The sequence below is a fragment of the Streptomyces sp. NPDC090088 genome (assembly GCF_044747345.1).
Lineage (GTDB): Bacteria > Actinomycetota > Actinomycetes > Streptomycetales > Streptomycetaceae > Streptomyces.
In genome coordinates, this window is record NZ_JBIVDZ010000008.1 from 563374 (window position 1) to 587088 (window position 23715).

Annotated in this window: 17 protein-coding genes; 5 read left to right on the forward strand and 12 right to left on the reverse strand. The window is 71.6% G+C overall.

The annotated features are described in order from the left end of the window. Window positions 1-74: 74 nt before the first annotated feature. The 4 genes from ACIPSJ_RS36425 to ACIPSJ_RS36440 form a co-directional block, all read right to left on the reverse strand. Window positions 75-2795 (reverse strand): ATP-binding cassette domain-containing protein, encoded by a 2721-nt coding sequence (locus ACIPSJ_RS36425; protein WP_401352343.1) that lies wholly within the window; start codon window positions 2793-2795, stop codon window positions 75-77. An 80-nt stretch (window positions 2796-2875) separates the two neighbouring features. Next, window positions 2876-3634, reverse strand: a complete 759-nt coding sequence (locus tag ACIPSJ_RS36430) for an NUDIX hydrolase (protein WP_355726456.1) — start codon at window positions 3632-3634, stop codon at window positions 2876-2878. Window positions 3635-3833: 199 nt separating this feature from the next. Next, on the reverse strand, window positions 3834-5945 hold the full coding sequence (locus ACIPSJ_RS36435) for a glycogen debranching N-terminal domain-containing protein (RefSeq protein WP_401352346.1): 2112 nt from the start codon (window positions 5943-5945) through the stop codon (window positions 3834-3836). 375 nt (window positions 5946-6320) lie between these two features. Beyond that, window positions 6321-7907, reverse strand: a complete 1587-nt coding sequence (locus tag ACIPSJ_RS36440) for a DUF4192 domain-containing protein (RefSeq protein WP_401352348.1) — start codon at window positions 7905-7907, stop codon at window positions 6321-6323. 131 nt (window positions 7908-8038) lie between these two features. Here ACIPSJ_RS36440 and ACIPSJ_RS36445 point away from each other — a divergent pair, with 131 nt between their 5' ends. Together ACIPSJ_RS36445 and ACIPSJ_RS36450 are read left to right on the forward strand one after the other, a co-directional pair. Next, window positions 8039-10204 (forward strand): RecQ family ATP-dependent DNA helicase, encoded by a 2166-nt coding sequence (locus tag ACIPSJ_RS36445; RefSeq protein ID WP_401352350.1) that lies wholly within the window; start codon window positions 8039-8041, stop codon window positions 10202-10204. A 287-nt stretch (window positions 10205-10491) separates the two neighbouring features. Continuing rightward, window positions 10492-11112 carry a hypothetical protein gene (locus ACIPSJ_RS36450; protein ID WP_359210754.1) on the forward strand — a complete coding sequence of 207 codons (621 nt, stop codon included), beginning with the start codon at window positions 10492-10494 and terminating at the stop codon, window positions 11110-11112. A 351-nt stretch (window positions 11113-11463) separates the two neighbouring features. Here the strand turns inward: ACIPSJ_RS36450 and ACIPSJ_RS36455 are convergent, their stop codons facing one another. The 3 genes from ACIPSJ_RS36455 to ACIPSJ_RS36465 all read right to left on the reverse strand — a co-directional run bounded on the left by ACIPSJ_RS36455 (window position 11464) and on the right by ACIPSJ_RS36465 (window position 13566). After that, on the reverse strand, window positions 11464-12090 hold the full coding sequence (locus ACIPSJ_RS36455) for a hypothetical protein (protein ID WP_401352353.1): 627 nt from the start codon (window positions 12088-12090) through the stop codon (window positions 11464-11466). A gap of 68 nt (window positions 12091-12158) precedes the next feature. Further along, entirely contained in the window at window positions 12159-12860 is a 702-nt protein-coding gene (locus ACIPSJ_RS36460) for a ribonuclease HII (protein WP_401352355.1), read from the reverse strand. A gap of 82 nt (window positions 12861-12942) precedes the next feature. Beyond that, window positions 12943-13566 (reverse strand): TetR/AcrR family transcriptional regulator, encoded by a 624-nt coding sequence (locus tag ACIPSJ_RS36465; RefSeq protein ID WP_401352357.1) that lies wholly within the window; start codon window positions 13564-13566, stop codon window positions 12943-12945. A gap of 185 nt (window positions 13567-13751) precedes the next feature. On the opposite strand from ACIPSJ_RS36465, the gene ACIPSJ_RS36470 reads away from it, so the two are divergent. Continuing rightward, window positions 13752-15299: an MFS transporter gene (locus ACIPSJ_RS36470; RefSeq protein ID WP_359210744.1), complete on the forward strand. Its 1548-nt coding sequence runs from the start codon at window positions 13752-13754 to the stop codon at window positions 15297-15299. Window positions 15300-15685: 386 nt separating this feature from the next. Here ACIPSJ_RS36470 and ACIPSJ_RS36475 read toward each other — a convergent pair whose 3' ends face one another. The 3 genes from ACIPSJ_RS36475 to ACIPSJ_RS36485 form a co-directional block, all read right to left on the reverse strand. Further along, entirely contained in the window at window positions 15686-16609 is a 924-nt protein-coding gene (locus ACIPSJ_RS36475; protein WP_359210741.1) for an ADP-ribosylglycohydrolase family protein, read from the reverse strand. Window positions 16610-16619: 10 nt separating this feature from the next. Next, entirely contained in the window at window positions 16620-17279 is a 660-nt protein-coding gene (locus tag ACIPSJ_RS36480; RefSeq protein WP_355726429.1) for a histidine phosphatase family protein, read from the reverse strand. A gap of 86 nt (window positions 17280-17365) precedes the next feature. Beyond that, window positions 17366-17971: a YdbC family protein gene (locus ACIPSJ_RS36485; protein ID WP_355726427.1), complete on the reverse strand. Its 606-nt coding sequence runs from the start codon at window positions 17969-17971 to the stop codon at window positions 17366-17368. Between the two features lie 151 nt (window positions 17972-18122). Here ACIPSJ_RS36485 and ACIPSJ_RS36490 point away from each other — a divergent pair, with 151 nt between their 5' ends. After that, window positions 18123-18656, forward strand: coding sequence for a TerD family protein (locus tag ACIPSJ_RS36490; RefSeq protein ID WP_359210735.1), 534 nt, complete (start codon window positions 18123-18125; stop codon window positions 18654-18656). A gap of 75 nt (window positions 18657-18731) precedes the next feature. Here ACIPSJ_RS36490 and ACIPSJ_RS36495 read toward each other — a convergent pair whose 3' ends face one another. Together ACIPSJ_RS36495 and nrdR are read right to left on the reverse strand one after the other, a co-directional pair. Continuing rightward, window positions 18732-21620, reverse strand: coding sequence for a vitamin B12-dependent ribonucleotide reductase (locus tag ACIPSJ_RS36495; RefSeq protein ID WP_401352362.1), 2889 nt, complete (start codon window positions 21618-21620; stop codon window positions 18732-18734). A gap of 163 nt (window positions 21621-21783) precedes the next feature. Further along, on the reverse strand, window positions 21784-22335 hold the full coding sequence (gene nrdR, locus ACIPSJ_RS36500; RefSeq protein WP_359210730.1) for a transcriptional regulator NrdR: 552 nt from the start codon (window positions 22333-22335) through the stop codon (window positions 21784-21786). A gap of 504 nt (window positions 22336-22839) precedes the next feature. Here nrdR and lexA point away from each other — a divergent pair. Next, complete coding sequence (gene lexA, locus ACIPSJ_RS36505) at window positions 22840-23619, forward strand: transcriptional repressor LexA (RefSeq protein ID WP_133028126.1); 780 nt, start codon at window positions 22840-22842, stop codon at window positions 23617-23619. Window positions 23620-23715 lie beyond the last annotated feature (96 nt).

The window sequence follows — 23715 nt, forward strand, 5'->3', positions numbered from 1 at the left end:
CGCCTTATCGGAAAGAAATGGGCGTTCTTCAGGGAGTTGTGGCCACCTGAGGATCGGAAGCGCCCGGTCCGTGGTCATCGAAGCCTGGTTCGCAGGGTGGTGAACACATACGCGCAGAGCAGCGCGGTCAGTGACAACGCCAGCGCCCCGCCCACGGGTTGGGCGAGCACCCGGGCCGCTCCGACCAGATAGCGCTCCCCTCCGAAGGGCCACCGCAGCAGGAACATCTCCCGCATCCGCACCGGGAGTCCGGCGGCCATCCGCACACTCGATCCCTCCAGCGCCTTGTGTACGACGGGTACGACGACCACGGGTACGGCGAGCACCGCGGCCAGCCCGGCCGTGGTGGACCGGAAGACTCCCGCCGCCAGCACACCGGCCCAGGCGCATCCGACGATCAGCCCGAACCAACTCGCGGTCAGCGGCATCCAGTCGCCGGGAACCTGTGTGAGTTCCCGTCCGTAGACGAGATAGAGCGCTTCGGCGTCGCAGCCCACGGTGAGGAACGAGAGCAGGACCGCGGTGGCTCCGGAGACCAGCAGTTTCGCGGTGAGCAGCCCCAGCCGGCGGGGCACGGTGCCGCGGTCCGCCGCCAGCGCGGGGTGGCGGAACTCGTCCCCGAAGGACAGCGCCCCGAGCAACCCCGCGCCGAGCGCCGCCGGGGGCAGCGGAAGCTCCCGCGGCCAGGCCGCGAACAGCCGGTCCTGCGGGGTGTGCCCGAGCCGGGCGAGCAGGACGGCGGTGAGCGCGGACACCAGCAGTACGGCACCGCAGGTGAGAAAGCCGGCCCCGATCCCGGCGGCCCGACGCAGTTCGTAGCGCAGCGGACGGAGCGGGCCGGGGGCCGAGCGGACGGAGATGGGCGGCGGCAGGGGGGACCTGGTGTCCAGAACGGCGGCTTCGGCGACGTGCACGCGCCCGGCCGCGGACGGGGCGGCCCCGTCATCGACCGCGGTGATGGCCTTGCGGGGCTGCGGCTTCGGCTGCGGCATCGGCTGCTGCTGCCGAGGCTGCTTGGCGGGGGCCTCGGTGGTGGGGCGCTCGGAGACGGGGAGCTCAGCGGCAGGGCGCCCGGTGGCGGGACGTTCGGCGGTGAGGGGTTCGGCGGTGAGGGGTTCGGCGGTGGGACGTTCGACGGCGGGGTTTTCGGCGGGTACGGAGTTGACGGGAGGCTGGGTTGTGGGTGCTTCGTCGGGTACGGCGCGGGGTGACGACTGCGCGTTGGAGGCTTCGGCGGCCGACGCTCGGGACGGCGGCTGAGGGGAGGCGGCGGGGGCCGACGGATGGGCGGGCGCGGGCCGCGTGGACGACTGGGCGGATACGGATGCCGATGCGGATACGGCCACGCTCGTCGGCTGGACGGATGCGGCGGCCGGTGGCTGAGCAGGTACGGCGGCCGTCGTCCTGGTGGACGTGGCGTGGCCGGAGGACTCGGCGGCGGCCGACGAGGTAGCGAGGGAGGAGGCGGGGGTGGTCGAGGGCCTGACCGCCGCCGGGCCCGGGCCTGGCTCGGCGGGACGCGTGTGGGCGATGTGCTCCGCGTTCTGGGGCGAAGGCTGAGACGCGAGCGGCGGGTTGCCGGTGAGCCCCGCGGTGGAGGCGGGGGGCAGCGGTTCGGTCGCGTCGGCGGGCGTCGGAGCGGCCGCCGACTGAGGCCATCCCGACTCCGCCCGCGGCTGAGGAGTCACCGGGGACGCGCCCACGCCTTGGCGCCGCTCCGCGCGAAGCACGTCGGGCCGACCGGCGGCAGGCGCCTCTTCCCCGGCTCCTCGCAAGGGGGCGAGCCGCCCACCGTCCGCCTCGGCCTCTCCTTCCACGCGCGTCGGCCGAGCATCGGCCGCCGGGGCGGGCTCGCCGTGGTCCGGCTGCGGCCGTACTGCCTCCGGCTCCTCGTCCGGCAACGGCTCCGTCCCGGCTCCGGGCCCCATGTCGCCCGTCTCGTCGGCGAGTTGGTGGACGAGGATGCCGTGGCGGAACGCGGCGTCGCCGACCTCGGCGGTCGTGCTGCCGTACACGGAGAGGCGGTTGCCGCCTTCTCGTACGACCTCCACGGAGCGGTGGTCGGCGCGGGCCTCCTTGGTGAGAAGGTCGGCGAGCCGGGCGGCGTGGGGGCTGCGGACGGCCACGCGCGGGCGCAGCCGGGTGCGGGCGAAGTCGGTGGCCTCCTGGTCCGCGACGAGTCGGCCGCCCTGCAGGGTGACGACCCGGTCGGCGGCACGCGCGGCCTCCTTGGGGTCGGCGGTGGTGAAGAGCACCGTGCCGCCCTGCTCCGCGTGCGCCCGGAGCATCCGGTGCAGCCAGTGGACCTCACGGGCGGGGAGGTCGTTCGTGGGTTCGTCCAGGACGAGGGTGTGCGGGTCGGGAAGCAGGGCACAGGCCAGGCCGAGCCTGCGGTCCACGCCGCGCGACAGCGTGCCCAGGCGTTCCTCGCGCAGACTGACGAGGCCGACGGCTTCGAGAACCTCGTCGGCACGCCGGGCCGGGACTCCGGTGGCCGCGCACAGCATGCGCAGATGGCCGCGGACCGAGCGGGACGGGTGACCGGGGACGTCGCCGAGGAGGACGCCGATCTCACGCGCGGGATGGGCGATGCGGTGCAGGGGGCGGCCCCTGAAGTAGGTGAGTCCACGGCCCTGTTGGAGCTCGAGCATCAGCCTGAGCGCCGTGGTCTTGCCCGCGCGCGCCTCGCCGAGGAGTGCGGTGACGCGGCCCGCGTGCGCCTCGAAGGTCACATCGTCGACGGCGGGCGGGTGCGCCTTGCGGGGATTGCTGGTCAGTCCGAAGGCCTCGATCACCTTAGGGAAGATAGCGCGGAATGACCGTTTTTCCGGGTATAGAGGGTTTTAACCTTGCCCGGGTTCGCGCTGTCGGACCTTCAGACCTCGGGTCGCAGCATCGGCGGGTTGAGCAGGGTCGCCCCGCCGGCGCGGAAGAGCTGGGCCGGACGGCCCCCCTGGCGGGTGGTCGTACCGCCGGTGGGGACGAGGAAACCGGGGGTCCCGGTCACCTTGCGGTGGAAGTTGCGCGGGTCGAGCGCCACACCCCACACCGCCTCGTAGACCCGGCGCAGTTCACCGACGGTGAACTCGGGCGTGCAGAACGCCGTGGCCAGGGAGGAGTACTCGATCTTGGAGCGGGCCCGCTCCACACCGTCGGACAGAATCTGGGCATGGTCGAAGGCGAGCGGTGCGACCGGCTCGCCGTCCCGGCCGTAACCGCCCTGTGCGAGCAGTTCCTCGACCGGGGCCCAGCGCGCGTTGCTGGCGTCACCGCCCGCCCGCGGTGCGGGGAGGTCGGGGGCGAGGGCCAGGTGGGCGACGCTGACCACACGCATCCGGGGGTCACGCTTGGGGTCGCCGTAGGTCGCCAGTTGCTCCAGGTGGGCTCCGCCGTCCTGAGCGGGGGCGTCGGGGTCGTGGGCGCGCAGCCCGGTCTCCTCCGCCAGTTCCCGCGCCGCCGCCTGCGAAAGATCCTCGTCGGCCCGTACGAAGCCGCCCGGCAGCGCCCAGCGCCCCTGGAAGGGCGCCTCGCCTCTGCGGACCGCCAGCGCGCACAGGGCATGGCGGCGCACGGTCAGTACGACCAGGTCCACGGTGACGGCGAAGGGCGGAAAGGCTGACGGGTCGTAGGGCATGCGGTGATCATAGTCGTCTGCCTGACGATAAACACTCCCTTCGTCACGCGCTTCGAGGGCTGATCCCTACGTGCTCAGAGGGCTGATCCACTTCGCTCCGGTATGCACCCCGCGGCGCGCGCCGATGAGCCTCCGGACGTCGGCCGCCCCTTCGTCCGGTCGCCGCGCCGCGCCGGATCGCCGTCCTCGGGCCGCGGGGTCACGCCCCCAACTGCAGACCGTCCGCCGCCTCCTCAACCATGGCCAGACCGAGCCGACTGACGCGTACCGAGAAGGGCGCGCCGGCGACCCGAAGTCCGGTGAGGCCCAGTTCGCCGAGGGGCGCGCTGCGGACCGGACGGAGGGTGACGGTCCGGGCCGGGGCGTCGGGGCGGATGCCCGCGAGCGCGGTGAGGAGCAGTACCCCGGAGGCGGCGGCCGTGGCCGCCGGACGGCAGGCCGCGGGGTGCGGAAGGGGAGCGCTCCCGTCGGAGCGCTGCACACCGGCGAACATCTCGGGGAGCCGGTGACCGAAGTGTTCGGACGCCGCCAGCAGGCCGCGCAGCAGCCCGCCGGCCTCCTTCTCGTATCCCGCGGCGGCCAGCCCGGCGACGGCGAGTGCCGTCTCCTGCACCCGGACGGCTCCGGCCCGGTGGCCGAACGGATTGTGCCCCGCCTCCTTCGCCCCCAGCCCGCGCAGCCCCCAACCGGAGTCCATGGCCGGGCCGCCCAGCAGCCGGGAGAGCTGCCCGGTCTGCGCCCTGTCGAGCAGGCCGACGGCCAGTTCGCCCGCCCCGAGCAGACCGGTGTCGAGCAGGTGGACGGCGGTGGAGCCGAGGTGGGTCAGGGGACGGCCGTCCGGGGTCAGAGCCGCCGCCGGACGCCCGCCGCCCCGGTCCTCGACCCAGAAGTCCGCCCGGAACGCCGCCCTCAGCTCCCCCGCCCACTGCCGCAGTGCGGCACCACCGGGCCGGTCGTACGCGTCGAGGAGGTCCGCGCCGAGCAGCGCGGCCCGGTGGGCGTGGGCCTGGGTCTCGGCGCGCGCGGGGCCGCCGGGCTGCGGATCGCAGAGGTAGGTGCGCTCGCCCACCGTGGTGCGCAGCCAGCTGAGGCAGCGCTCGGCGGCCGGGAGCAGTTCCCGTGTCTCCTGTTCCGGGAGCCCCCAGCGGCGGGCCTCCGCCAGCAGGACGGGAAAGAGCAGGGTCGCCTCCGTACCGGTGCAGCCCGGTGGCAGATGCGCTCCGGCGTCGCGGCGCGGTCCGGGGATCATGCCGGTCCGCGGTCCCGGGCCGCGGAGTTGGGTGCGGGCCAGGGCGCGCAGGGTGCCGGCGGCGAGCCTGGTGCCCAGGGGCAGGGTCATCCGGGCAGCGGCCAGGGCCTCGGCCGGGGCCAGTCCGCAGCGCCAGGGTGCCCCGCCCGCGACATAGGTGTCGGAGGGGTGCGCCGGGTCGCGGAGCAGCAGCGACTGGAGGTCGTCGATGCTCGTTCTGAGCAGTGCCGGAACCCTCGGGTCGTCGCCCGCGGCCCTGACCGGCGCCAGGGGGCTGGTCGCGGCGCGTCCCACGGCTCGCAGGGGAGCAGCGCCGTCCGCGCGTACCCGTAGCTCCACGCTCGCCGTTCCGCCCGGTGGCAGGTCGAACTCCCAGCGCAGCAGGCCGGCGGAGGCCAGCGCGTCCGCGGGCGGCGGGTCCGCCGTGATCGACGCGTTGCCGGTCGAGGTGACCCAGCGGAGGCCGGAGTCGTGGACGCTGGCCGGGAGTTCGGGGCCCGTGGTGCCGGAGGCGATGGCGCCGAGGTCCGCGAGGTCCGTGCCGAGGGCCACCTCCAGCGGCAGGCGCAGGCGGTGGGGCGCGGAACTGCGCAGGGTGATGCGCTCGGTGCCGTCGGCGTGCCGCGTGCGTTCCACGATCACGTCCGGATCGGGGCCGGCCGCCGGTGAGGCCCGGAGCGTGCCGACGAAGCGGGCGGAGTCCGCACCTGTCGTCCGGGCCTGCACGGGGAGCGGTTCGCGGCCGGCCACCCGGACCTGGCAGCGGGCGAGCAATCGCCGGCCCGCGCGGTAGAAGCCCTCCAGACCACGGCCGTTCAGCTGGCCGTGTTCGGCGGAGATGGCGAGGCCGGGCAGGGCGACGCAGATCAGGGCGGTGTGTGTGGGCGGCAGCCCGCCGGGATCGCCCGGGGGCGGGGTACCGGGTGCCGGGCGTGCGGGCTTGGGCCGTGGGGCTCGGTTGCGTGGCTGTCCCGAGACGGCCTCCGCGGGCGGGAGCCAGGGCGGGCCGTCCCTGAGTCGGCGGTTGTCGTCGGCGGTGGAAGGCGGACTCGGCTGATGCATGGGGAGGCTTCTTCTGCGCTCTGTGCGCCTGGGTTGTGCTGGGCGCCTGACGGACAGCCCCGGAGGGACAGGGGACGGGTGGCGGCACGGCCCGTCCAGGCGTTCCGCCACTCAGGTGAACGGAGACGGGCTCCTCCTGGTCACGCACCGACCCGACGAAGCCGACCGAACGGCCATACGGAGGGGTGTCCTGCGGCCGGGCCGGCCCGGGCCTTCGCACGGCCGGGGCCGACAGACCGGTCGGCCACGGGCCAAGGGGCGGACACGCACCGCGCCGCTTCCGTCCGACAAGGCTCCGGGCCCAGTGGCGCGCGGCGCGGGCCCAGGTCCGTCGATAGCCCGTCCACAGCCGACCACGCGGGGATGAGCCTTCGTTCATTCGTCCCCCTCGCCGCGGCCGTTCCCGGATCGTGTCCCCTCCCGCGCGGCTCGGCTGCCTCGCGCGTCCCTGCTCTCCCCGGCACGCGCACGTGTGCCGCCACTCGGCTTGGACGAGCCGGGGCGGGTGTGCTCCCCGCCGGTCTGTCGCGGGCGGGTGCCCTCCGGGTGCGACCGTCGGCCGTCGGCAGCGCCGCCGGTGCGTGGACCGCGCCGGCGGCGGGGGCCGGAGGCTGCGGGTGGCGTGCGCCCGGAGCCCGGATCGGTCCGGCCACCGGTGTCGCCGACGGCCGCCGGGCTGTCCATCGCCGCGCTGTCCGCCGTCGCACCGTCCGCTGTTGTGCCGTCCGCTGTTGTGCCGTCCGTCGTCGCGCTCTCCGCCGATGTGCGGTTCGCCCCGGCCCGGCCCGTGCGTTCCGTGCGCAGGCAGCGGCGGATCGCCTCGGGGTCCAGTCCTTCGTTGCAGGCCTGGTGCAACAGACGGGCGAAGAGATAGTCGGGGTCCGCGCCCAGGGCCATCGCCAGGGCCTCGCGCGCCTCCAGGTCGTCGCCGGCCGACCAGGCGACCCAGCCGGCCAGGGTCAGCGGGGCGGCCGCGTGTTCGCCGTACGGGCCGACGCAACGACGGGCCAGGGCGCGCCACAGGCGCAGGGCCGGTCCGGCCTCGTCGCCCTCCATCCAGGCGGCCGCGCGGTCGCGGGTCGTGCGGTCCTGCAGGCCGAGGATCAGTGTCGCGGCCTCCTCATGGGTGAGCGCGTCGTCGTCGCGCCGGTCCTCCTGGTGGATGCCGGACTCCGGTGGGGCGGCGGCGTACCGGCCGATGATCCGCTCGGCGAGGGCGAGGGTCTCCTCGGCCACGTGCGCGCGGAAGGTGTCGTCGAGGATCCGGGGCACCAGTGCCATTCCGGCCCGGTCCAGGGCGATCTCCTGGTCCGGAGCGGCGCCGGTCCCCCAGGGCTGCAGCCTGGCCCGCAGTTCGCGCAGGGTGCCGCGCACCTGGATTCCCGCGTAGGTGGCGGCGGCCGCGAGGACGGAGGTACCGGGCAGGCCCATGGGGGTGCCGCCGGGCGGACAGCACTCTTCTGTCGGGCAGCAGTACGACCAGAACCGGCCGTCCGAGACGCAGAGCGCCTCGATCACGGGCACGTCGAGCCGGCCGCACTCGGTGCGCAGCAGCTGGGCGAGCGAGGCGAGCCGGCGCATGACGTCCCGGCCCGATTCGCCGGGCGCCGGCTCCTGGCAGACGTAGGCGACCATCTGTTCGGGCCGGGTTCCCCGGCGTTCGCCGCCGGTGGTCAGGCCCTGGGCGAGCTGGCGGGCGGCGGACTCCCAGTCGTCCGGGTTCGCGGGGATGCCGAGCCGGGCCCGTCCGCCGAAGCGGCCGCGGCCGCCGCGGTCGTGCAGGGCGACCAGCACCATGCTGTCCTCGGGGCGGTATCCGAGCAGGTAGGGAAGCGCGTCGGCCAGTTCGGCCGGGGTGCGCAGGGTGATCTGGGTGTCGTGGACGGACCGGCCGGGGGCGGCCGCACCTCCCGTGAAGTTGCCGTTTTCGGAGGGTCCGGTGGTTTCGCTGTGATTCGTCATGCGCCGACGATCTCGCGGATCTTGTGATTCCGGTTGGGCCTGTGGATAAGTCGAATCAGGGACACGCCAAAGCCGTCCCCCCTCGTCCACAGCCCGCCCGGCTGTCGGTCCCGTCCTGTTGTATGGGGTGCATGGAGCACACGAGCAACGCGGAACTCCGGGCACGGGCGGACGCCGTCCTCGCCCGTCTGGTCGGGGACGACACCGGCACGGCCCGGCTGCGCGAGGACCAGTGGCGGGCGATCGAGGCGCTGGTCGCCGACCGGCGCCGGGCCCTGGTCGTCCAGCGCACGGGGTGGGGCAAGTCCGCGGTGTATTTCGTGGCGACCTCGCTGCTGCGCGCCGGGGGCAGCGGCCCGACGGTGATCGTCTCCCCGCTGCTCGCGCTCATGCGCAACCAGGTCGAGGCCGCGGCCCGGGCCGGCATCCACGCCCGCACCATCAACTCCTCCAACACCGAGGACTGGGAGGTGATCCAGGCGGAGATCGCGGCCGGTGAGGTCGATGTCCTCCTGGTGTCCCCGGAGCGCCTCAACAACCCCGACTTCCGTGACCAGGTCCTGCCCAAGCTCGCCGCGGCGACCGGGCTGCTCGTCGTGGACGAGGCCCACTGCATCTCCGACTGGGGCCACGACTTCCGGCCCGACTACCGGCGGCTGCGCACCATGCTGGCCGACCTGCCGCCGGGCGTGCCGGTGCTGGCGACCACCGCGACGGCCAACGCGCGCGTGACCGCCGACGTGGCCGAGCAACTCGGCACCGGTGGCGCCTCGGACGCGCTGGTGCTGCGTGGCCCGCTGGACCGGGAGAGTCTCAGCCTGAGCGTGCTGCGGCTGCCGGACGCCGCGCACCGTATGGCGTGGCTCGCCGACCACCTGGACGAACTGCCGGGTTCCGGCATCGTCTACACGCTGACCGTGGCCGCCGCCGAGGAGGTCACGGCCTTCCTGCGGCAGCGCGGGCACGCCGTGGCGTCGTACACGGGGAAGACGGAGAACGCCGACCGGCAGCAGGCCGAGGACGACCTGCTCGGCAACCGGGTCAAGGCGCTGATCGCCACGTCGGCCCTCGGCATGGGCTTCGACAAGCCCGACCTCGGGTTCGTGGTGCACCTGGGCTCGCCGTCCTCCCCCATCGCCTACTACCAGCAGGTGGGCCGTGCCGGGCGCGGTGTCGAGCACGCGGAGGTCCTGCTGCTGCCGGGCAGGGAGGACGAGGCGATCTGGAACTACTTCGCCTCGCTCGCCTTCCCGTCGGAGGACCTGGTGCGCCGCACGCTGGACGTGCTCTCCCGGGCCGACAGACCGGTGTCGCTGCCCGCGCTGGAGCCGCTGGTGGAGCTGCGCCGCTCCCGCCTGGAGACCATGCTGAAGGTCCTCGACGTGGACGGCGCGGTCCAGCGGGTCAAGGGCGGTTGGATCGCGACCGGGCGGCCATGGGCGTACGACGCCGAGCGGTACGCCTGGGTGGCGCGGCAGCGCGAGACCGAGCAGGAGGCGATGCGCCAGTACACGGCCACGGCGGACTGCCGGATGGAGTTCCTGCAGCGCCAGTTGGACGACGAGGGTGCCAAGCCCTGCGGCCGCTGCGACAACTGCACCCGGCCGCGCTTCACGGCGGACACCACCTCGACTGCGGTGGACGCCGCGCGGGTCGACCTCGGCCGGGCGGGCGTCGAGGTGGAGCCACGCCGGATGTGGCCGACCGGCCTGCCGGCCATCGGCATCGACCTCAAGGGACGCATTCCGGCCGGTGAACAGGCATCGGCCGGGCGGGCCCTGGGTCGGTTGTCGGACATCGGCTGGGGCAATCGGCTACGACCGCTGCTCGCGCCCCAGACCCCGGACGCGCCCGTGCCGGACGACGTGGCCCGTGCCGTGGTGGAGGTTCTGGCCGACTGGGCGAAGGGCCCCGGCGGCTGGGCCCCGGGCTCGGCCGACGCGCAGCTGCGCCCGGTGGGTGTCGTCACCGTCGCCTCACGCTCCAGGCCCCTGCTCATCCGCTCCCTGGGCGCCCGTATCGCGGAGATCGGCCGACTGCCCCTGCTGGGTTCCGTGGAGTACACGGGCGAGGCGTCCCGGGTGTCGCGCAGCAACAGTGCTCAGCGCCTGAAGGCCCTCGACGGTGCGCTGACCGTGCCGCCCGCCCTCGCCGCCACCCTCGCCGAGGCGCAGGGACCGGTGCTGCTGGTGGACGACTTCACGGAGACGGGCTGGACTCTGGCGGTCGCGGCGCGCCTGCTCCGGAGGTCCGGGGCGCGGGGGGTGTTGCCGCTGGTCCTGGCCGTTCAGGGCTGATCGTCCCGGCGCTCCTCGACTGCGTACGCCGGGCGCGGCGTACGCACGTGTCGTACGCGAACGTCCCAGGGGTCCCGGATCGCCTCACTGGGTAGGGATATAAGCCACGCACCACCAGATAACAGTCGGTGGCCCCATTTGCTCGTTGCCGCATTCCAGTTCGACAGGAAGAATTGGGGTCCGCTCCCCGCGCGGCTCGGCCGTGATCCGGTTGGGCCTTACTGCGGTGCGCGCTCCCCCGAATCCGATCTCGCCCGCAGTGTGGGCGCGTAGCCGAAGGGAGGAACGTGACCTTCGGATTCGCTCCGTCCTCGGCGGCATCGTTGTCGACGTCCGCGTCCGCCGCTTCCGCCAGCCGTCTGCTCGAGCCCTCGGAGTGGGCCGACGCCGGAATTCCCCTGCTGCGCAACCCCCGTGAGGTCGTCAGCGGGCTGCACACCCGCCACCGGCCCCGGCCGGGCACGGCCGTGGTGGCTGTTCTCGACCCCGAGGAACGGCTGTGCGCCAGCGCGTCCTTCGGCCGGCGCTCGGCGCCTGCCGACGGCTGGATGTTCCGCAACACGCTGCTGGCCCAGCTGCGCCGGGTGATCCCGCACGACCTGCGCCGCCGCACCCCGGTGCGGACCGCCGTACTGCTCTACTGCCGCGAGGGGGACGCGCGTTGGACGGAGGAGGACGGCGCCTGGATGTGGGGGCTGCGGGACGCGTGCACATTGCACGGGCTGCGCTGCGGGGCGTACATCACGCTGACGCACGACGGCTGGCAGGTGCTCGGCGAGGGTCGCGGCGGACGACGTCCCAACGCCGACTCGCCTCCCGAACCCTTCGCCCTGTCGGAGGCCCCGCCGCTGTCACCGCGCACCGGGGGCGCCGTCTCCGAGGTGCTGCGCCGCGCGGCCGCCCGCTGAACCCCGGCCCCCGCGAGGGGGCACCGGCCGGGCGCTCAACGCCGGGCACGGCACCCTGAAACGGCCGTGCGAGGTGCCCGGCGGGGTCTCCCGCCGCACGGCACGACAGGGCGGCACGGCGGAGGGCGGCCCGTGGTGCGGCCACCCGCCGGATCCGGCCCGGTACCCGCGTTCGGGATCCCCCGCCGCCGAACGTCCGCGGACCTTCTGCCGAGGGTCTGCCCCACGGCCGGTCCGCGCCGGACGGCGGCCACCACCGGCGTGCGGGCACGGCGGAGTCGCCACCGTGCCAGTACCGCCGCCGCGGCTCCTTCGGTACCTCCGGGAAGTCCCCGAGGTGCCGGAGGTGGCTCAGACGCCCGCGCCCAGCACCGAGTTGATCTGCTGCGGGTCGCCGCAGACGATCAGCAGGGCACCGGCCCGGGAGAGGGCCAGCGGCAGGGCGGTGGCAGCGACGGTGTCGGCGCCACCGTTGACGGCGACGACGACCACGGGGCGGATCGCGGCACGGGAGGCGACGGCGGCGTCCGAGTAGAAGACGTCGTCGCCCGCGTCGTGCTGCGCCCAGTAGGCGGCTTCACCGAAGGACAGTTCGTGGTCGGCCCACGGATGCTGCGCGCCGGTGGTGATCACCAGCACCTCACCCGGGGCGCGGCCCGACTCAAGAAGCAGGTCCACTGCCTCCTCGGCCGCGTCGAGAGCGCTCTCGACGGTGGCCGGGATCAGCTGGATCTGCGGGGCCGCCGCTGTGGCGGCGGACACGGCCGGGCCGGACGGGCCTGGCTTGGCCACCTCACGCGGCGTGCGCTGCACCGGCGGCGTGGGCCGCAGAGGGCCGGGACGACCGGGACGCGGCGGGGCCACGGGGCGGGGGCCGGGTACGGGACGAGGGGTCGGCGCGGTACGGCCACTGGCCGGAGTGGCGCGGGGACCCTGGGCACTCTCGTGAATCTGAGGCTCCTCGGGAATGAGAGGCATGAGCTGATTTTTATCAAACATTGGTGCAGGTCAGGTGAACCGGGTGGCACAACAGTGCGACTAGGACGTCAGAAATCGAAGCCGAGTTGTCCCTCGATCTCCGAAGTGCTTCCCTCCGCCCAGCTGCGGGCCTTCTTGAGATGCCGCCACTGGGGCAGCGCATCAAGATACGCCCACGACAACCGGTGGTACGGGGTGGGTCCCCGCTCCTCCAGTGCGGCCTTGTGCACGGGCGACGGGTACCCGGCGTTGTCCGCAAATCCGAAGTCTGCATGGTCGATACCCAGTTCGGCCATCATTTTGTCGCGCTGAACTTTGGCGATCACCGAGGCCGCCGCGACCGCCACACACGAACGGTCACCCTTGATGACCGTGCGCACCCGCCAGGGGGCGCCGAGATAGTCGTGCTTCCCGTCGAGGATGACCGCCTCGGGCCGGACCGGCAGGGCCTCCAGCGCGCGGCTCGCCGCGAGCCGCAGCGCGGCCGTCATCCCGAGGTCGTCGATCTCCTCCGGCGAGGCATGGCCCAGGGCGTAGGCCGTGACCCACGTCCGCAGCGCCTCGGCAAGTTCCGTGCGCCGCTTGACTGTCAGCAGCTTGGAGTCGGTGAGGCCCTCGGGCGGGCGGCGAAGACCGGTGACCGCGGCACAGACGGTGACGGGCCCGGCCCAGGCGCCGCGCCCCACCTCGTCGACACCGGCAATGGTCTTCGCTCCGGTCGTGGCGCGAAGGGAGCGCTCGACGGTGTGAGTGGGTGGTTCGTACGGCATGGCGCACTTAGGGTACGCCGCACCGATCCCTTGGCGACACCCCGGTCTCACGGACGGACCAGGGGCCCGCCCGGGCGGCGGCTCAGACCCCGCGCGGGGACAGCAGCGGAAGCATCAACTGGTCGACCATCTCTGCGATGTCCCCGTCACTCCATTCGCTTGCAGAAATCTTGGAGCGGTACATCATCATCGCCGGAATGGCGTCCAGGACATAGCCGTTGGCCGCGTCGGCGCGCACGTCTCCCCGCTCTATTCCTCGCGTGACGACCTGACTCATCAGCCGGGTGGTCGGGCCGACGACCCCCTCGAAGATCACTCCATGGAAGCGTTCAACCTGCATGTGATCGCATTCGTGAATCACCGAACGCAGCGCGAAGCCGGGGCGCGAGAACATCGCGTCGCGGGCCTGCCGGCACAGGGCGAGCAGGTCGTCGCGGACGTTCCCGAGGTCGGGGGCCTCCTCCAAACGGGGCAGACCGGCCTGGAGCGCGTCGGCGACCAAATCCTCCTTGGAGGACCAGCGGCGGTAGACCGCCGCCTTCCCGGTCTGGGCGACGGCGGCGACACCCTCCATAGTGAGGCCGCTCCAGCCGACGGTACTGAGCATCTCCAGGGCGGCGTCCAGGATCGCGCGCTCGAGAACCGCGCCGCGACGACGGGGGGTTGCCGTCTGCACCGGGCCGGCCGTCGGGCGCGAGGTCACCATCTGAGTCTCTCCAGCAAGCAAGGGGAGGCGGGCGTTCCAGAACGGGGCGCACAGGTTGCGCCGACAAGGGGCACGGTATCCGATGCGCGGCCAAGTGAACGCTTGCGTTCACTACTGAGGGCTCACTACGGTTGGGCGCGACAGTGAACGCGACCGTTCACTAAATCCTCGGTGGGAGACCCATAGTGACAACCTCTCAACTGTCTCAGGATCAGAAACCCGGTGCGGCGCGCCGGGAGGGGCATCCCGGCATCGCGCTCACCGTCATCGCGGCCTGTCAGCTCATGGTCGTACTCGACGCGACGATTGTGAACATCGCCCTCCCTCATATCCAGGAAGCGCTCGACTTCAGCACCACGGACCTCACCTGGGTGGTCAGCGCCTATACGCTCACCTTCGGCGGTCTGCTGCTCCTCGGCGCGCGGGCCGGTGACATCCTCGGCCGCCGCCGGGTCTTCCTGACCGGCATCCTGCTGTTCACCGTGGCCTCGTTCCTCGGCGGTCTCGCGCAGGAACCCTGGCAACTGCTGGCCGCGCGCGCGGTCCAGGGCGTGGGAGGCGCGATCGCGTCGCCGACCTCGCTGGCGCTGATCACCACCACCTTCCCCGAAGGACCCGAGCGGAACCGGGCGTTCGGGGTGTTCGCCGCCGTCTCCGCAGGCGGTGGCGCCCTCGGCCTGCTCTCCGGCGGCCTGCTCACCGACTGGCTCGACTGGCGGTCGGTGTTCTTCGTCAACGTGCCGATCGGCCTGCTGATCGCCGTGCTGACCCCGCTGTACATCAACGAGTCCGAGCGGCAGCCGGGGCGGTTCGACATCGCGGGGGCGCTGGCCTCGACGGCCGGCATGGCGTCCCTCGTGTACGGCTTCATCCGTGTCTCGGAACAGGGCTGGCACGACGGTCCGGCCCTCGGCTCCTTCGGCGCCTCGGTGGTCCTGCTGCTGGCCTTCGTCTTCATCGAACGCCGGGCCAGGGAACCGATCACCCCGTTGAAGATGTTCGCCGACCGCAACCGCTCCGGCACTTATGTGATCATGCTGAGCCTGGCCGCCGCGATGTTCGGCATGTTCTTCTACATCGTGCTGTTCGTGCAGAACGTGCTGGGCTACAGCCCGATCAGGGCCGGGCTGGCCTTTCTGCCCATCAGCGTGGCGATCGCCGCCGGCGCGGGGCTGTCGCAGCGGTTCCTGCCCACCCTGGGTCCCAAGCCGTTCATGATCGCCGGAGCGGCGATCGTGATCGTGGCACTGGCCTGGCTGACCTTCATCAAGCCCGACAGCTCGTACGTCAGCGGCGTGCTGGGGCCCATGCTGGTCTTCGGCTTCGGTATGGGCCTGAACTTCGTGACGGTGACCAGTACGGCGGTCTCCGGGGTCGCGCCGCAGGAAGCGGGCGCGGCGTCCGGGCTGCTGAACGCCATGCAGCAGGTGGGTGGTGCGCTGGGGCTCTCCATCCTGACCACGGTCTTCGGCTCGGCCAGCAAGGACGAGGCGAAGAAGCAGCTGCCGAAGTTCCTCGCCGACGGTTCGCCGGAGCAGAAGGCGGAGTTCGCCAAGACCCACCAACTGCCCGCACCCTGGGGGCACGAGGTGCTCGCGCACGGCATCGCGACCGCGTTCGTGCCCGCCGCCGCGATGGCCGGGGTCGGCCTGCTCACCGCCCTGCTGGTGATCAAGATCAGCAAGAGCGACCTCGAAGCGCTCGCCGGCACGGCCGGCCACGGGACGGGCTGACCCGACCGGATCCCCGCGGAGCCGGTGACGGCCGGACCGCTGCCGCCGCTGCGATCGCCGAGGGGCGAACGACAGCGACAGCGGTCCGGCCACGCACAGCACAGCCGTCAGCGCCGTGATCACCTTCAGAAGAGCCGATCCGAACCGCACCACCGACACCCACCCTCCCCCAGCGACTCCGCGTCTCTACGCCGTCCGCACTCGGACGGAACGACGGAGCGCGGAGCGGATGCCGGAAAAACGCCCGACGGTCACGCAGAGTTCCCATCGGGCACGGAGAGTTTCGAGAGCGGTCGGGAGCGTCGCTCTTCAGGACGGGTGGGCCGGGCCGGCGCCGCAGTAGACCTCCCGCAGTAGACCTCCCGCAGTAGGCCTCCCGCCGAGGGTCAGCCGCCGACAGCGGTCCCCGTCGGCACCCACTCCGGCAGCGCCTCCGTACGCTCCAGCCACGCGGCCGGCGGCGCTCCCGCCCTGCCGCCCGCGACTACGCCGCCCACGATGGCGCAGGTGGTATCCACGTCGCCGCCCACCTGGGCGGTCGTCCAGAACGCGGTCTCGTAGTCGCCGAGGGAGCGGGCGGCCGACCAGAGGGCGAAGGGGACGGTGTCATGGGCGGTCGTACGCCGTCCGCAGCCGAGGACGGCCGCGACGGTGCCCGCGTCGGCGTAGTCGAGCATGTCGCGGGCGCGTCGCAGGCCCTGGCCGACGGCGCTCTTCGGGACGAGGGAGACGACCCCGTCGAGGAGCGCTCCGGGGCTCGGGGGCCCGCCGGGCGCGGCGGCCAGGGCCGCTGCCGCGGCGACGGCCATGGCACCGACCACCGCCTCGCGGTGCTGGTGCGTGGGATAGGCCGAGATCTCGGCCTGATGGGTGGCCTGCTCCGGATCGTCCGCGTACCAGGCGCCCAGGGGAGCGATGCGCATCGCGGCGCCGTTGCCCCATGATCCCTGCCCGTTGAAGAGCCCGGCGGCCAGCTCGCGCCAGTCGCCGCCCTCCCGGACGAGGCGGAGCAGCCGGTTGACGGCGGGGCCGTAGCCCCGGTCGAAGTCGTGGTGCGCGGCGAAGGAGCGGGCCAGCGCGTCCTGGTCGATACGGCGGTGGGCGGCGAGGACGGCGACGACCGAGCCGGCCATCTCCGTGTCGTCGGTCCACTGCCAGGGAGCCGGTGGCAGCTCGCGCCGCTTCAGCAGCGGGTAGTTCACCGGTACGAAGAACTGTGAGCCCAGCGCGTCACCGACGGCGAGTCCGCGCAGGCTGGCCAGGGCGCGGTCCAGGCGCCCGGGGGTCGAGGAGTCGAAGGAGAAGGTCATCGCGGCCAGCCTAGCCGCTCATCCAGTTCGGCTCCGGGTCCCGCCAGCGGTCGAAGGGCTGGTCGAGGGTGTACTTGCCGTCGTCCCCGAGAACGAGCATCCGCATCTCGGCGTTCCCGGGGTTGGAGAGCGACTCGAAGTCCGCGACCGTCCAGTGGAACCAGCGCATGCAGAACAGCCGCATCGCCAGGCCGTGGGTCACCAGGAGCACGTTGGGCGGATGGTCCGGTGCCTCGAAGCTGCGGAAGAGGCTCTCCAGGAAGCCTCCGACGCGGTCGTAGACGTCGGCACCCGACTCGCCCTGGGGGAACCGGAAGAAGAAGTGCCCGTAGGCGTCCCGGTACGTCTTCTGCAGGCGTACGTCGTCGCGGTCCTGCCAGTTTCCCCAGTCCTGTTCGCGCAGCCGGGGCTCCTCGCGCACGCGTATGAGGTCCGGGTCGAGGTGGAAGGCGCGGAGGGTCTCGTGTGTACGGCGGTACGGGGAGACGTACACGCTGACGCGCTCCTGGCCGAAGATCTCCCGGATGCGCTTTCCGGTCTCCTCCGCCTGCCGCCAGCCCCGCTCGGTGAGGGCCAGCGAGTGGTCGGGTTCCCGCTCGTACACGGAGTCGTCGACATTGCCGGTTGACTCGCCGTGCCGGACAAGGACGATGCGCCGTGGTCGTGCCATGCCAAAACCCTAGATCGAGTGACGAAAAATCGAGCACTCGGATGGGCCCCATACAGCGCACATCACACAAACCGAGGGTTGGATATTCAAACGATCCAACTCGGTTCGAGCTCCACGATGTCCCCCGTGAGCGCCGCGATGTCGGCCTCCGTCTGGGCACGCAGCGCCAGCCGCTCCACCCGCTCCGTGCGGTACTTGCCGTGTTCGGCGGCCGACCGCCACATCGAGAGGATCATGAACTCGTGCTCGGGAGCCTCCGCGAACATGCCGCGGATCATGCCGGGCGAGCCCGCCATCGCCGGGTTCCAGACCTTCTCCTGCATCAGCGTGAAGTGCTCGACGCGCTCCTCGTGCACCCGGCAGAGCGCCACCCGGACCAGGTCGCTGTCCGTGAACCGCGGCTCGAAACCGGTCTTCACGTCGAAACGGTACTCGAACAGCTTGACCTGCTGATCCTTGTAGGTGCCCGACTGGGACGCGGCCAGACGGTCGTGCGAACGCGCCATGAAGGAGTCGTAGAAGGCACGGCTCTCCCAGAAGGCGAAGATGTGCGCCACTCCCGGCCGCTGCCGACTCCAGCCCCCGCCCTGTCCCCGAAATCCCGGCTCCCCCAGAAGCCCCGCCCATTTTCGCTGCGCCCGCTCGAAGCCCCGGCGGTCCACCACGGTGCAGCGAATCCACTTGACCAGCACCGCGCCATCGTAAGGCCATGGGGCGTGGCACCGGTCACGCTCCGGCCGAGATCACCCGCGCATGCGCCCCCGCGCGCGTGGCACGATGGACAAAGAGCGTGGACAACCCAACAGTTGGGGCAGTGGACCTCTAGGGGGAAGGGGACGCGTGGTGAGCGGTTTCAGCAAGGCGATCCGGAAGGTCGAGGTCGCGGTGAAGTGGGATCCCAGCCCGTCCGGACAGCCGCCCACCGATCTCGACATCGTCGCCGGGACGTTCACGGGAGCCGACCCGTACGGAACTCCGGCCTATCTGGTGCACTTCGACAGCCGCTCGCCCGACGGCACGATCTTTCTCAATCGGGACAGCCAGGACGGCAAGGGCTTCGGCTGGGACGAGGTGATGACGCTCGAACTCGACCGTCTCGACAGCCGCTACACGCGCGTGGTCGTCGGAGTCGTCATCCAACAGCGCTCCGCGCACCGGACGTTCGTGAATGTCCTGAACCCCGAGCTGCGTGTCCGGGAGGGCTACAACGTGCTGGCCCAGGACGACTTCGGCTCGGTCCTCGGGGCGACGGCGGCCGCCATCGCGGAGTTCGTGCGCGACCCGTCCGGCGACTGGGGCTTCCGCCCCGGCCTGCACGGCTTCGAGGACGACCCGGTCGTCTTCCACCGGTCCATGGGCGCCCTCGGCCGCCCCTGACGGCGAACACGACCACGCGCAAAGGTAAGGGGCGCCGGCATGGACCGGCGCCCCTTACTTCACTTCACCGACTCGTCAGCTGCAGCCGCTGGTCGAGCCGCAGCCCTCGCAGATGTAGCAGGAACCGGCCCGCTGCATCTTCGTGCCGCAGGAGAAGCAGAGCGGGGCGTCGGCCTGGATGCCCAGCTGCATCTCCACCAGCTCGGCACTGGTGTGGGCCTGCTTCGGGGCGGGCTTGACCACCTCGGGCTTCGGGATGGTGACGGCCTTCAGCTCCTGGGCGCGCGGCGCCGACTGGGCCAGGCCCTCGACGTCGACCTCGTCCTCGGCGGCCTCGTACGAACCCGTCTCCAGGTGGCGCTGACGCTCCTCGGCGGAGTGGATGCCGAGCGCGGAGCGCGTCTCGAAGGGCAGGAAGTCGAGCGCCAGGCGGCGGAAGATGTAGTCGACGATCGACTGCGCCATCCGCACGTCCGGGTCGTCCGTCATACCGGCCGGCTCGAAGCGCATGTTGGTGAACTTCGAGACGTACGTCTCCAGCGGCACGCCGTACTGGAGGCCGACGGAGACCGCGATGGAGAAGGCGTCCATCATGCCCGCGAGGGTGGAACCCTGCTTGGACATCTTCAGGAAGACCTCGCCCAGGCCGTCGTCCGGGTAGGAGTTGGCCGTCATGTAGCCCTCGGCGCCGCCGACGGTGAAGGACGTGGTGATACCGGGACGACCCTTCGGAAGGCGCTTGCGGACCGGGCGGTACTCGATGACCTTCTCGACCGTCTCGCGGATGGTCGCCTCGGCCTTCTCGGCGACCTCCGCCTTCTCCTTCTCCTTGGTCTTGGCGGAGAGGGGCTGGCCGACCTTGCAGTTGTCGCGGTAGATCGCGAGCGCCTTGACGCCGAGCTTCCAGGCCTCGTAGTAGATCTCCTCGACCTCCTCGACGGTCGCCGTCTCCGGCATGTTGACCGTCTTGGAGATGGCACCGGAGATCCAGGGCTGGATCGCGGCCATCATGCGGACGTGGCCCATCGGGGAGATGGCCCGCTCGCCCATGGCGCAGTCGAAGACCTCGTAGTGCTCCTGCTTGAGACCGGGGGCGTCGATCACATTGCCGTTCTCGGCGATGTGGGCGACGATCGCCTCGATCTGCTCCTCCTGGTAGCCCAGGCGGCGCAGGGCCTGCGGGACCGTGCCGTTGACGATCTGCATGGAGCCGCCGCCGACCAGCTTCTTGAACTTGACCAGGGCGAGGTCGGGCTCGACGCCGGTGGTGTCGCAGGACATCGCGAGACCGATGGTGCCAGTCGGGGCGAGGACCGACGCCTGGGAGTTACGGAAACCGTTCTTCTCACCGAGGCGGAGCACGTCCTGCCAGGCCTCCGTGGCGGCGGCCCAGACCGGGGTGTCCAGGTCGTCCATGCGGACGGCCGTGGTGTTGGCGTCGGCGTGCTGCTTCATGACGCGGTTGTGGGCGTCGGCGTTGCGGGCGTAGCCGTCGTACGGGCCGACGACCGCGGCGAGCTCCGAGGAGCGCTTGTACGCCGTGCCGGTCATCAGGGAGGTGATGGCACCGGCGAGGGCGCGGCCGCCGTCGGAGTCGTAGGCGTGGCCGGTCGCCATCAGCAGGGCGCCGAGGTTGGCGTAGCCGATGCCGAGCTGGCGGAAGGCGCGGGTGTTCTCGCCGATCTTCTGGGTCGGGAAGTCCGCGAAGCAGATCGAGATGTCCATCGCGGTGATGACCAGCTCGACGACCTTGGCGAAGCGCTCGACCTCGAAGGACTGGTGGCCCTCGCCGTCGTCCTTGAGGAACTTCATGAGGTTCAGCGAGGCGAGGTTGCAGGACGTGTTGTCCAGGTGCATGTACTCGCTGCAGGGGTTCGAGCCGTTGATCCGGCCGGACTCCGGGCAGGTGTGCCAGTGGTTGATCGTGTCGTCGTACTGGATGCCCGGGTCGGCGCAGGCCCAGGCGGCCTCGGCCATCTTGCGGAAGAGGGACTTGGCGCCGATCTCCTCGATGACCTCGCCGGTCATGCGGGCGCGCAGACCGAACTGGCCGCCCTGCTCGACCGCCTTCATGAACTCGTCGTTCACGCGGACCGAGTTGTTGGCGTTCTGGTACTGGACGGACGTGATGTCGTCGCCGCCCAGGTCCATGTCGAAGCCCGCGTCGCGGAGGGCGCGGATCTTCTCCTCCTCCTTGACCTTGGTCTCGATGAAGTCCTCGATGTCGGGGTGGTCGACGTCGAGGATGACCATCTTGGCGGCGCGGCGGGTGGCACCGCCGGACTTGATGGTGCCCGCGGAGGCGTCCGCGCCGCGCATGAAGGAGACCGGTCCCGAGGCGTTGCCGCCGGAGGAGAGCAGCTCCTTGGAGGAGCGGATCCTGGAGAGGTTCAGGCCGGCGCCGGAGCCGCCCTTGAAGATCATGCCCTCTTCCTTGTACCAGTCGAGGATCGACTCCATGGAGTCGTCGACGGACAGGATGAAGCAGGCGGAGACCTGCTGGGGCTGCGGGGTGCCCACGTTGAACCACACGGGGCTGTTGAAGCTGAAGATCTGGTGCAGGAGGGCGTACGCCAGCTCGTGCTCGAAGATCTCGGCGTCGGCGGGCGTCGCGAAGTACTTGTAGTCCTCGCCGGCCTTCCGGTACGTCTTCACGATGCGGTCGATCAGCTGCTTGAGGCCGGTCTCGCGCTGCGGGGTGCCGACGGCACCGCGGAAGTACTTGCTGGTGACGATGTTGACCGCGTTCACCGACCAGAAGTCGGGGAACTCGACGCCACGCTGCTCGAAGTTGATCGAGCCGTCGCGCCAGTTGGTCATGACGACGTCACGGCGCTCCCAGCTCACCTCGTCGTACGGGTGTACGCCGGGGGTGGTGTGGATGCGCTCGATACGCAGCCCCTTGGTGGCCTTCGTCCCCTTCGCGCGGGAACTCCGTGCCGGACCGCTCGCCGTCTCTGTCATGCCGCCTCCCTCTACGGGCAAAAACGCCCTGAAATGCCACGATGTTCCCGTGGCACGCTGTTCTGTTTGCGCGTCGCGGGCACGCTGAGCCGCCCCCGCAACAAGTCCTGGATCGCCGTCCGACAACCGGATCCGGGGCCTCCGCCCGGTTCCGGTCCGCCTGTCAGCCGGCGATATGGACGGGCGCGGGCACCCGAGTGGTTCCGCCCGGCCCGTGATCGTCCTCCTGGCTCCCCGCTCCCGCGTCTTCGTCGTCCGCGACGGGGTCCTGCGCCGCCTGCCTGAGCTCCGCGATCGCGGCCTCGAAGTCCTCGAGCGAGTCGAACGCCCGGTAGACGGAGGCGAATCGCAGGTAGGCGACGAGGTCGAGCTCCTGCAACGGACCGAGTATGGCCAGCCCCACGTCGTGGGTGGTCAGCTCGGCGCTTCCGGTGGCCCGCACCGCCTCCTCGACCCGCTGGCCGAGCTGGGCGAGTGCGTCCTCGGTGACAGGTCGCCCCTGGCATGCCTTGCGCACGCCGTTGATGACCTTGGTACGGCTGAATGGCTCGGTGACTCCGGACCGCTTGACCACCATGAGCGAGCACGTCTCCACGGTCGTGAAACGACGGGAGCAGTCCGGACACTGGCGGCGCCTGCGGATCGACGTGCCGTCGTCGGTCGTACGACTGTCGACCACGCGGCTGTCGGGGTGCCTGCAGAAGGGGCAGTGCATGATCTCCAACCCTCCTCACAGCAGACTCAATGGCCTCGCCGGGCCACATGAGCCCCTCGAAGCAGCCCCAAGCATAGGCGATCTCAGGAGCACGAGAGACCGGGGGGAACACAACTTGTGGGCTGCTGTAGCAATCCAACCACTAGATGTGGTGATTGGCTGATACATCGCCAGGTTGCGCGTGTCGCACACGTACCGCTACGGCGGATACGGAGATACGGTGGGCGCCGCACGGAGGTCGCGTGCGACTCCGGCGCAGATGGGGACGTCGGTCCCGGTCGGCGGCGGTCCGGATGGCAGACTGGGCACACCCACAAGGCCATCGGCCCGGCGGTGAAGAGTACAACAATGGGCCCTTTTGCCCGCCGGGCACCGCGTAAGCCATACACCCAGACATGTGATCGCGTGCGGTGAACCGCGTTTTTTCACTCGAACGTGTGTTTGGCGCAACCTTTCGAAAGCAACTACCGTTGTCCAGCAGGGAGACCATCGAGAGGGGCCGACGTGACCACGACCGCAGACAGTGCCACCATCACCGCCCAGGACCGCTCCCAGGGCCGACTCGACCCGGTGCATGCCATGAACGAAGCCGTGAATCCCGAGGGACACAAGCGCTCCCTGCCGGGCCGACCTCCAGGCATCCGGGCCGACAGCTCGGGCCTGACCGACCGGCAGCGCCGGGTGATCGAGGTGATCCGGGACTCGGTGCAGCGGCGGGGCTACCCGCCGTCGATGCGGGAGATCGGCCAGGCCGTCGGCCTGTCGAGCACGTCCTCCGTGGCGCACCAGCTGATGGCACTGGAACGCAAGGGCTTCCTGCGCCGCGACCCGCACCGCCCGCGCGCGTACGAGGTGCGCGGCTCCGACCAGGCCGTGACCGTGCAGCCCACGGACACCGCCGGCAAGCCCGCCGCGTCGTACGTCCCGCTGGTCGGCCGGATCGCCGCAGGTGGACCGATCCTCGCCGAGGAGTCGGTCGAGGACGTCTTCCCGCTGCCCCGGCAGCTGGTGGGTGACGGCGAGCTGTTCGTGCTGAAGGTCGTCGGTGACTCCATGATCGAGGCCGCGATCTGCGACGGCGACTGGGTCACCGTCCGCCGCCAGCCGGTCGCCGAGAACGGCGACATCGTCGCCGCCATGCTCGACGGCGAGGCCACGGTCAAGCGCTTCAAGCGCGAGGACGGCCATGTGTGGCTCCTCCCGCACAACGCGGCCTACGAACCGATCCCCGGCGACGACGCGACCATCCTGGGCAAGGTCGTCGCGGTACTGCGGCGCGTGTGACGCCTGCGGCGGGCGGTCATCTCGCCCGCCCTCCGATCGGGCCCCGGGACCCCTGCGCCGGTTCCGGGGTCTTGTACTGCCCTGGCACCGCCGATC

Excerpts from the sequence above, each read along its gene's own strand:
- ACIPSJ_RS36430 (WP_355726456.1), bottom strand. The coding sequence starts at position 3,634 with ATGCCCTACGACCCGTCAGCCTTTCCGCCCTTCGCCGTCACCGTGGAC.
- ACIPSJ_RS36480 (WP_355726429.1), bottom strand. The coding sequence starts at position 17,279 with ATGGCACGACCACGGCGCATCGTCCTTGTCCGGCACGGCGAGTCAACC.
- ACIPSJ_RS36435 (WP_401352346.1), bottom strand. The coding sequence starts at position 5,945 with ATGCATCAGCCGAGTCCGCCTTCCACCGCCGACGACAACCGCCGACTC.
- ACIPSJ_RS36465 (WP_401352357.1), bottom strand. The coding sequence starts at position 13,566 with ATGGTGACCTCGCGCCCGACGGCCGGCCCGGTGCAGACGGCAACCCCC.
- ACIPSJ_RS36445 (WP_401352350.1), top strand. The coding sequence starts at position 8,039 with ATGGAGCACACGAGCAACGCGGAACTCCGGGCACGGGCGGACGCCGTC.
- ACIPSJ_RS36460 (WP_401352355.1), bottom strand. The coding sequence starts at position 12,860 with ATGCCGTACGAACCACCCACTCACACCGTCGAGCGCTCCCTTCGCGCC.
- nrdR (WP_359210730.1), bottom strand. The coding sequence starts at position 22,335 with ATGCACTGCCCCTTCTGCAGGCACCCCGACAGCCGCGTGGTCGACAGT.
- ACIPSJ_RS36475 (WP_359210741.1), bottom strand. The coding sequence starts at position 16,609 with ATGACCTTCTCCTTCGACTCCTCGACCCCCGGGCGCCTGGACCGCGCC.
- ACIPSJ_RS36455 (WP_401352353.1), bottom strand. The coding sequence starts at position 12,090 with ATGCCTCTCATTCCCGAGGAGCCTCAGATTCACGAGAGTGCCCAGGGT.
- ACIPSJ_RS36440 (WP_401352348.1), bottom strand. The coding sequence starts at position 7,907 with ATGACGAATCACAGCGAAACCACCGGACCCTCCGAAAACGGCAACTTC.
- ACIPSJ_RS36495 (WP_401352362.1), bottom strand. The coding sequence starts at position 21,620 with ATGACAGAGACGGCGAGCGGTCCGGCACGGAGTTCCCGCGCGAAGGGG.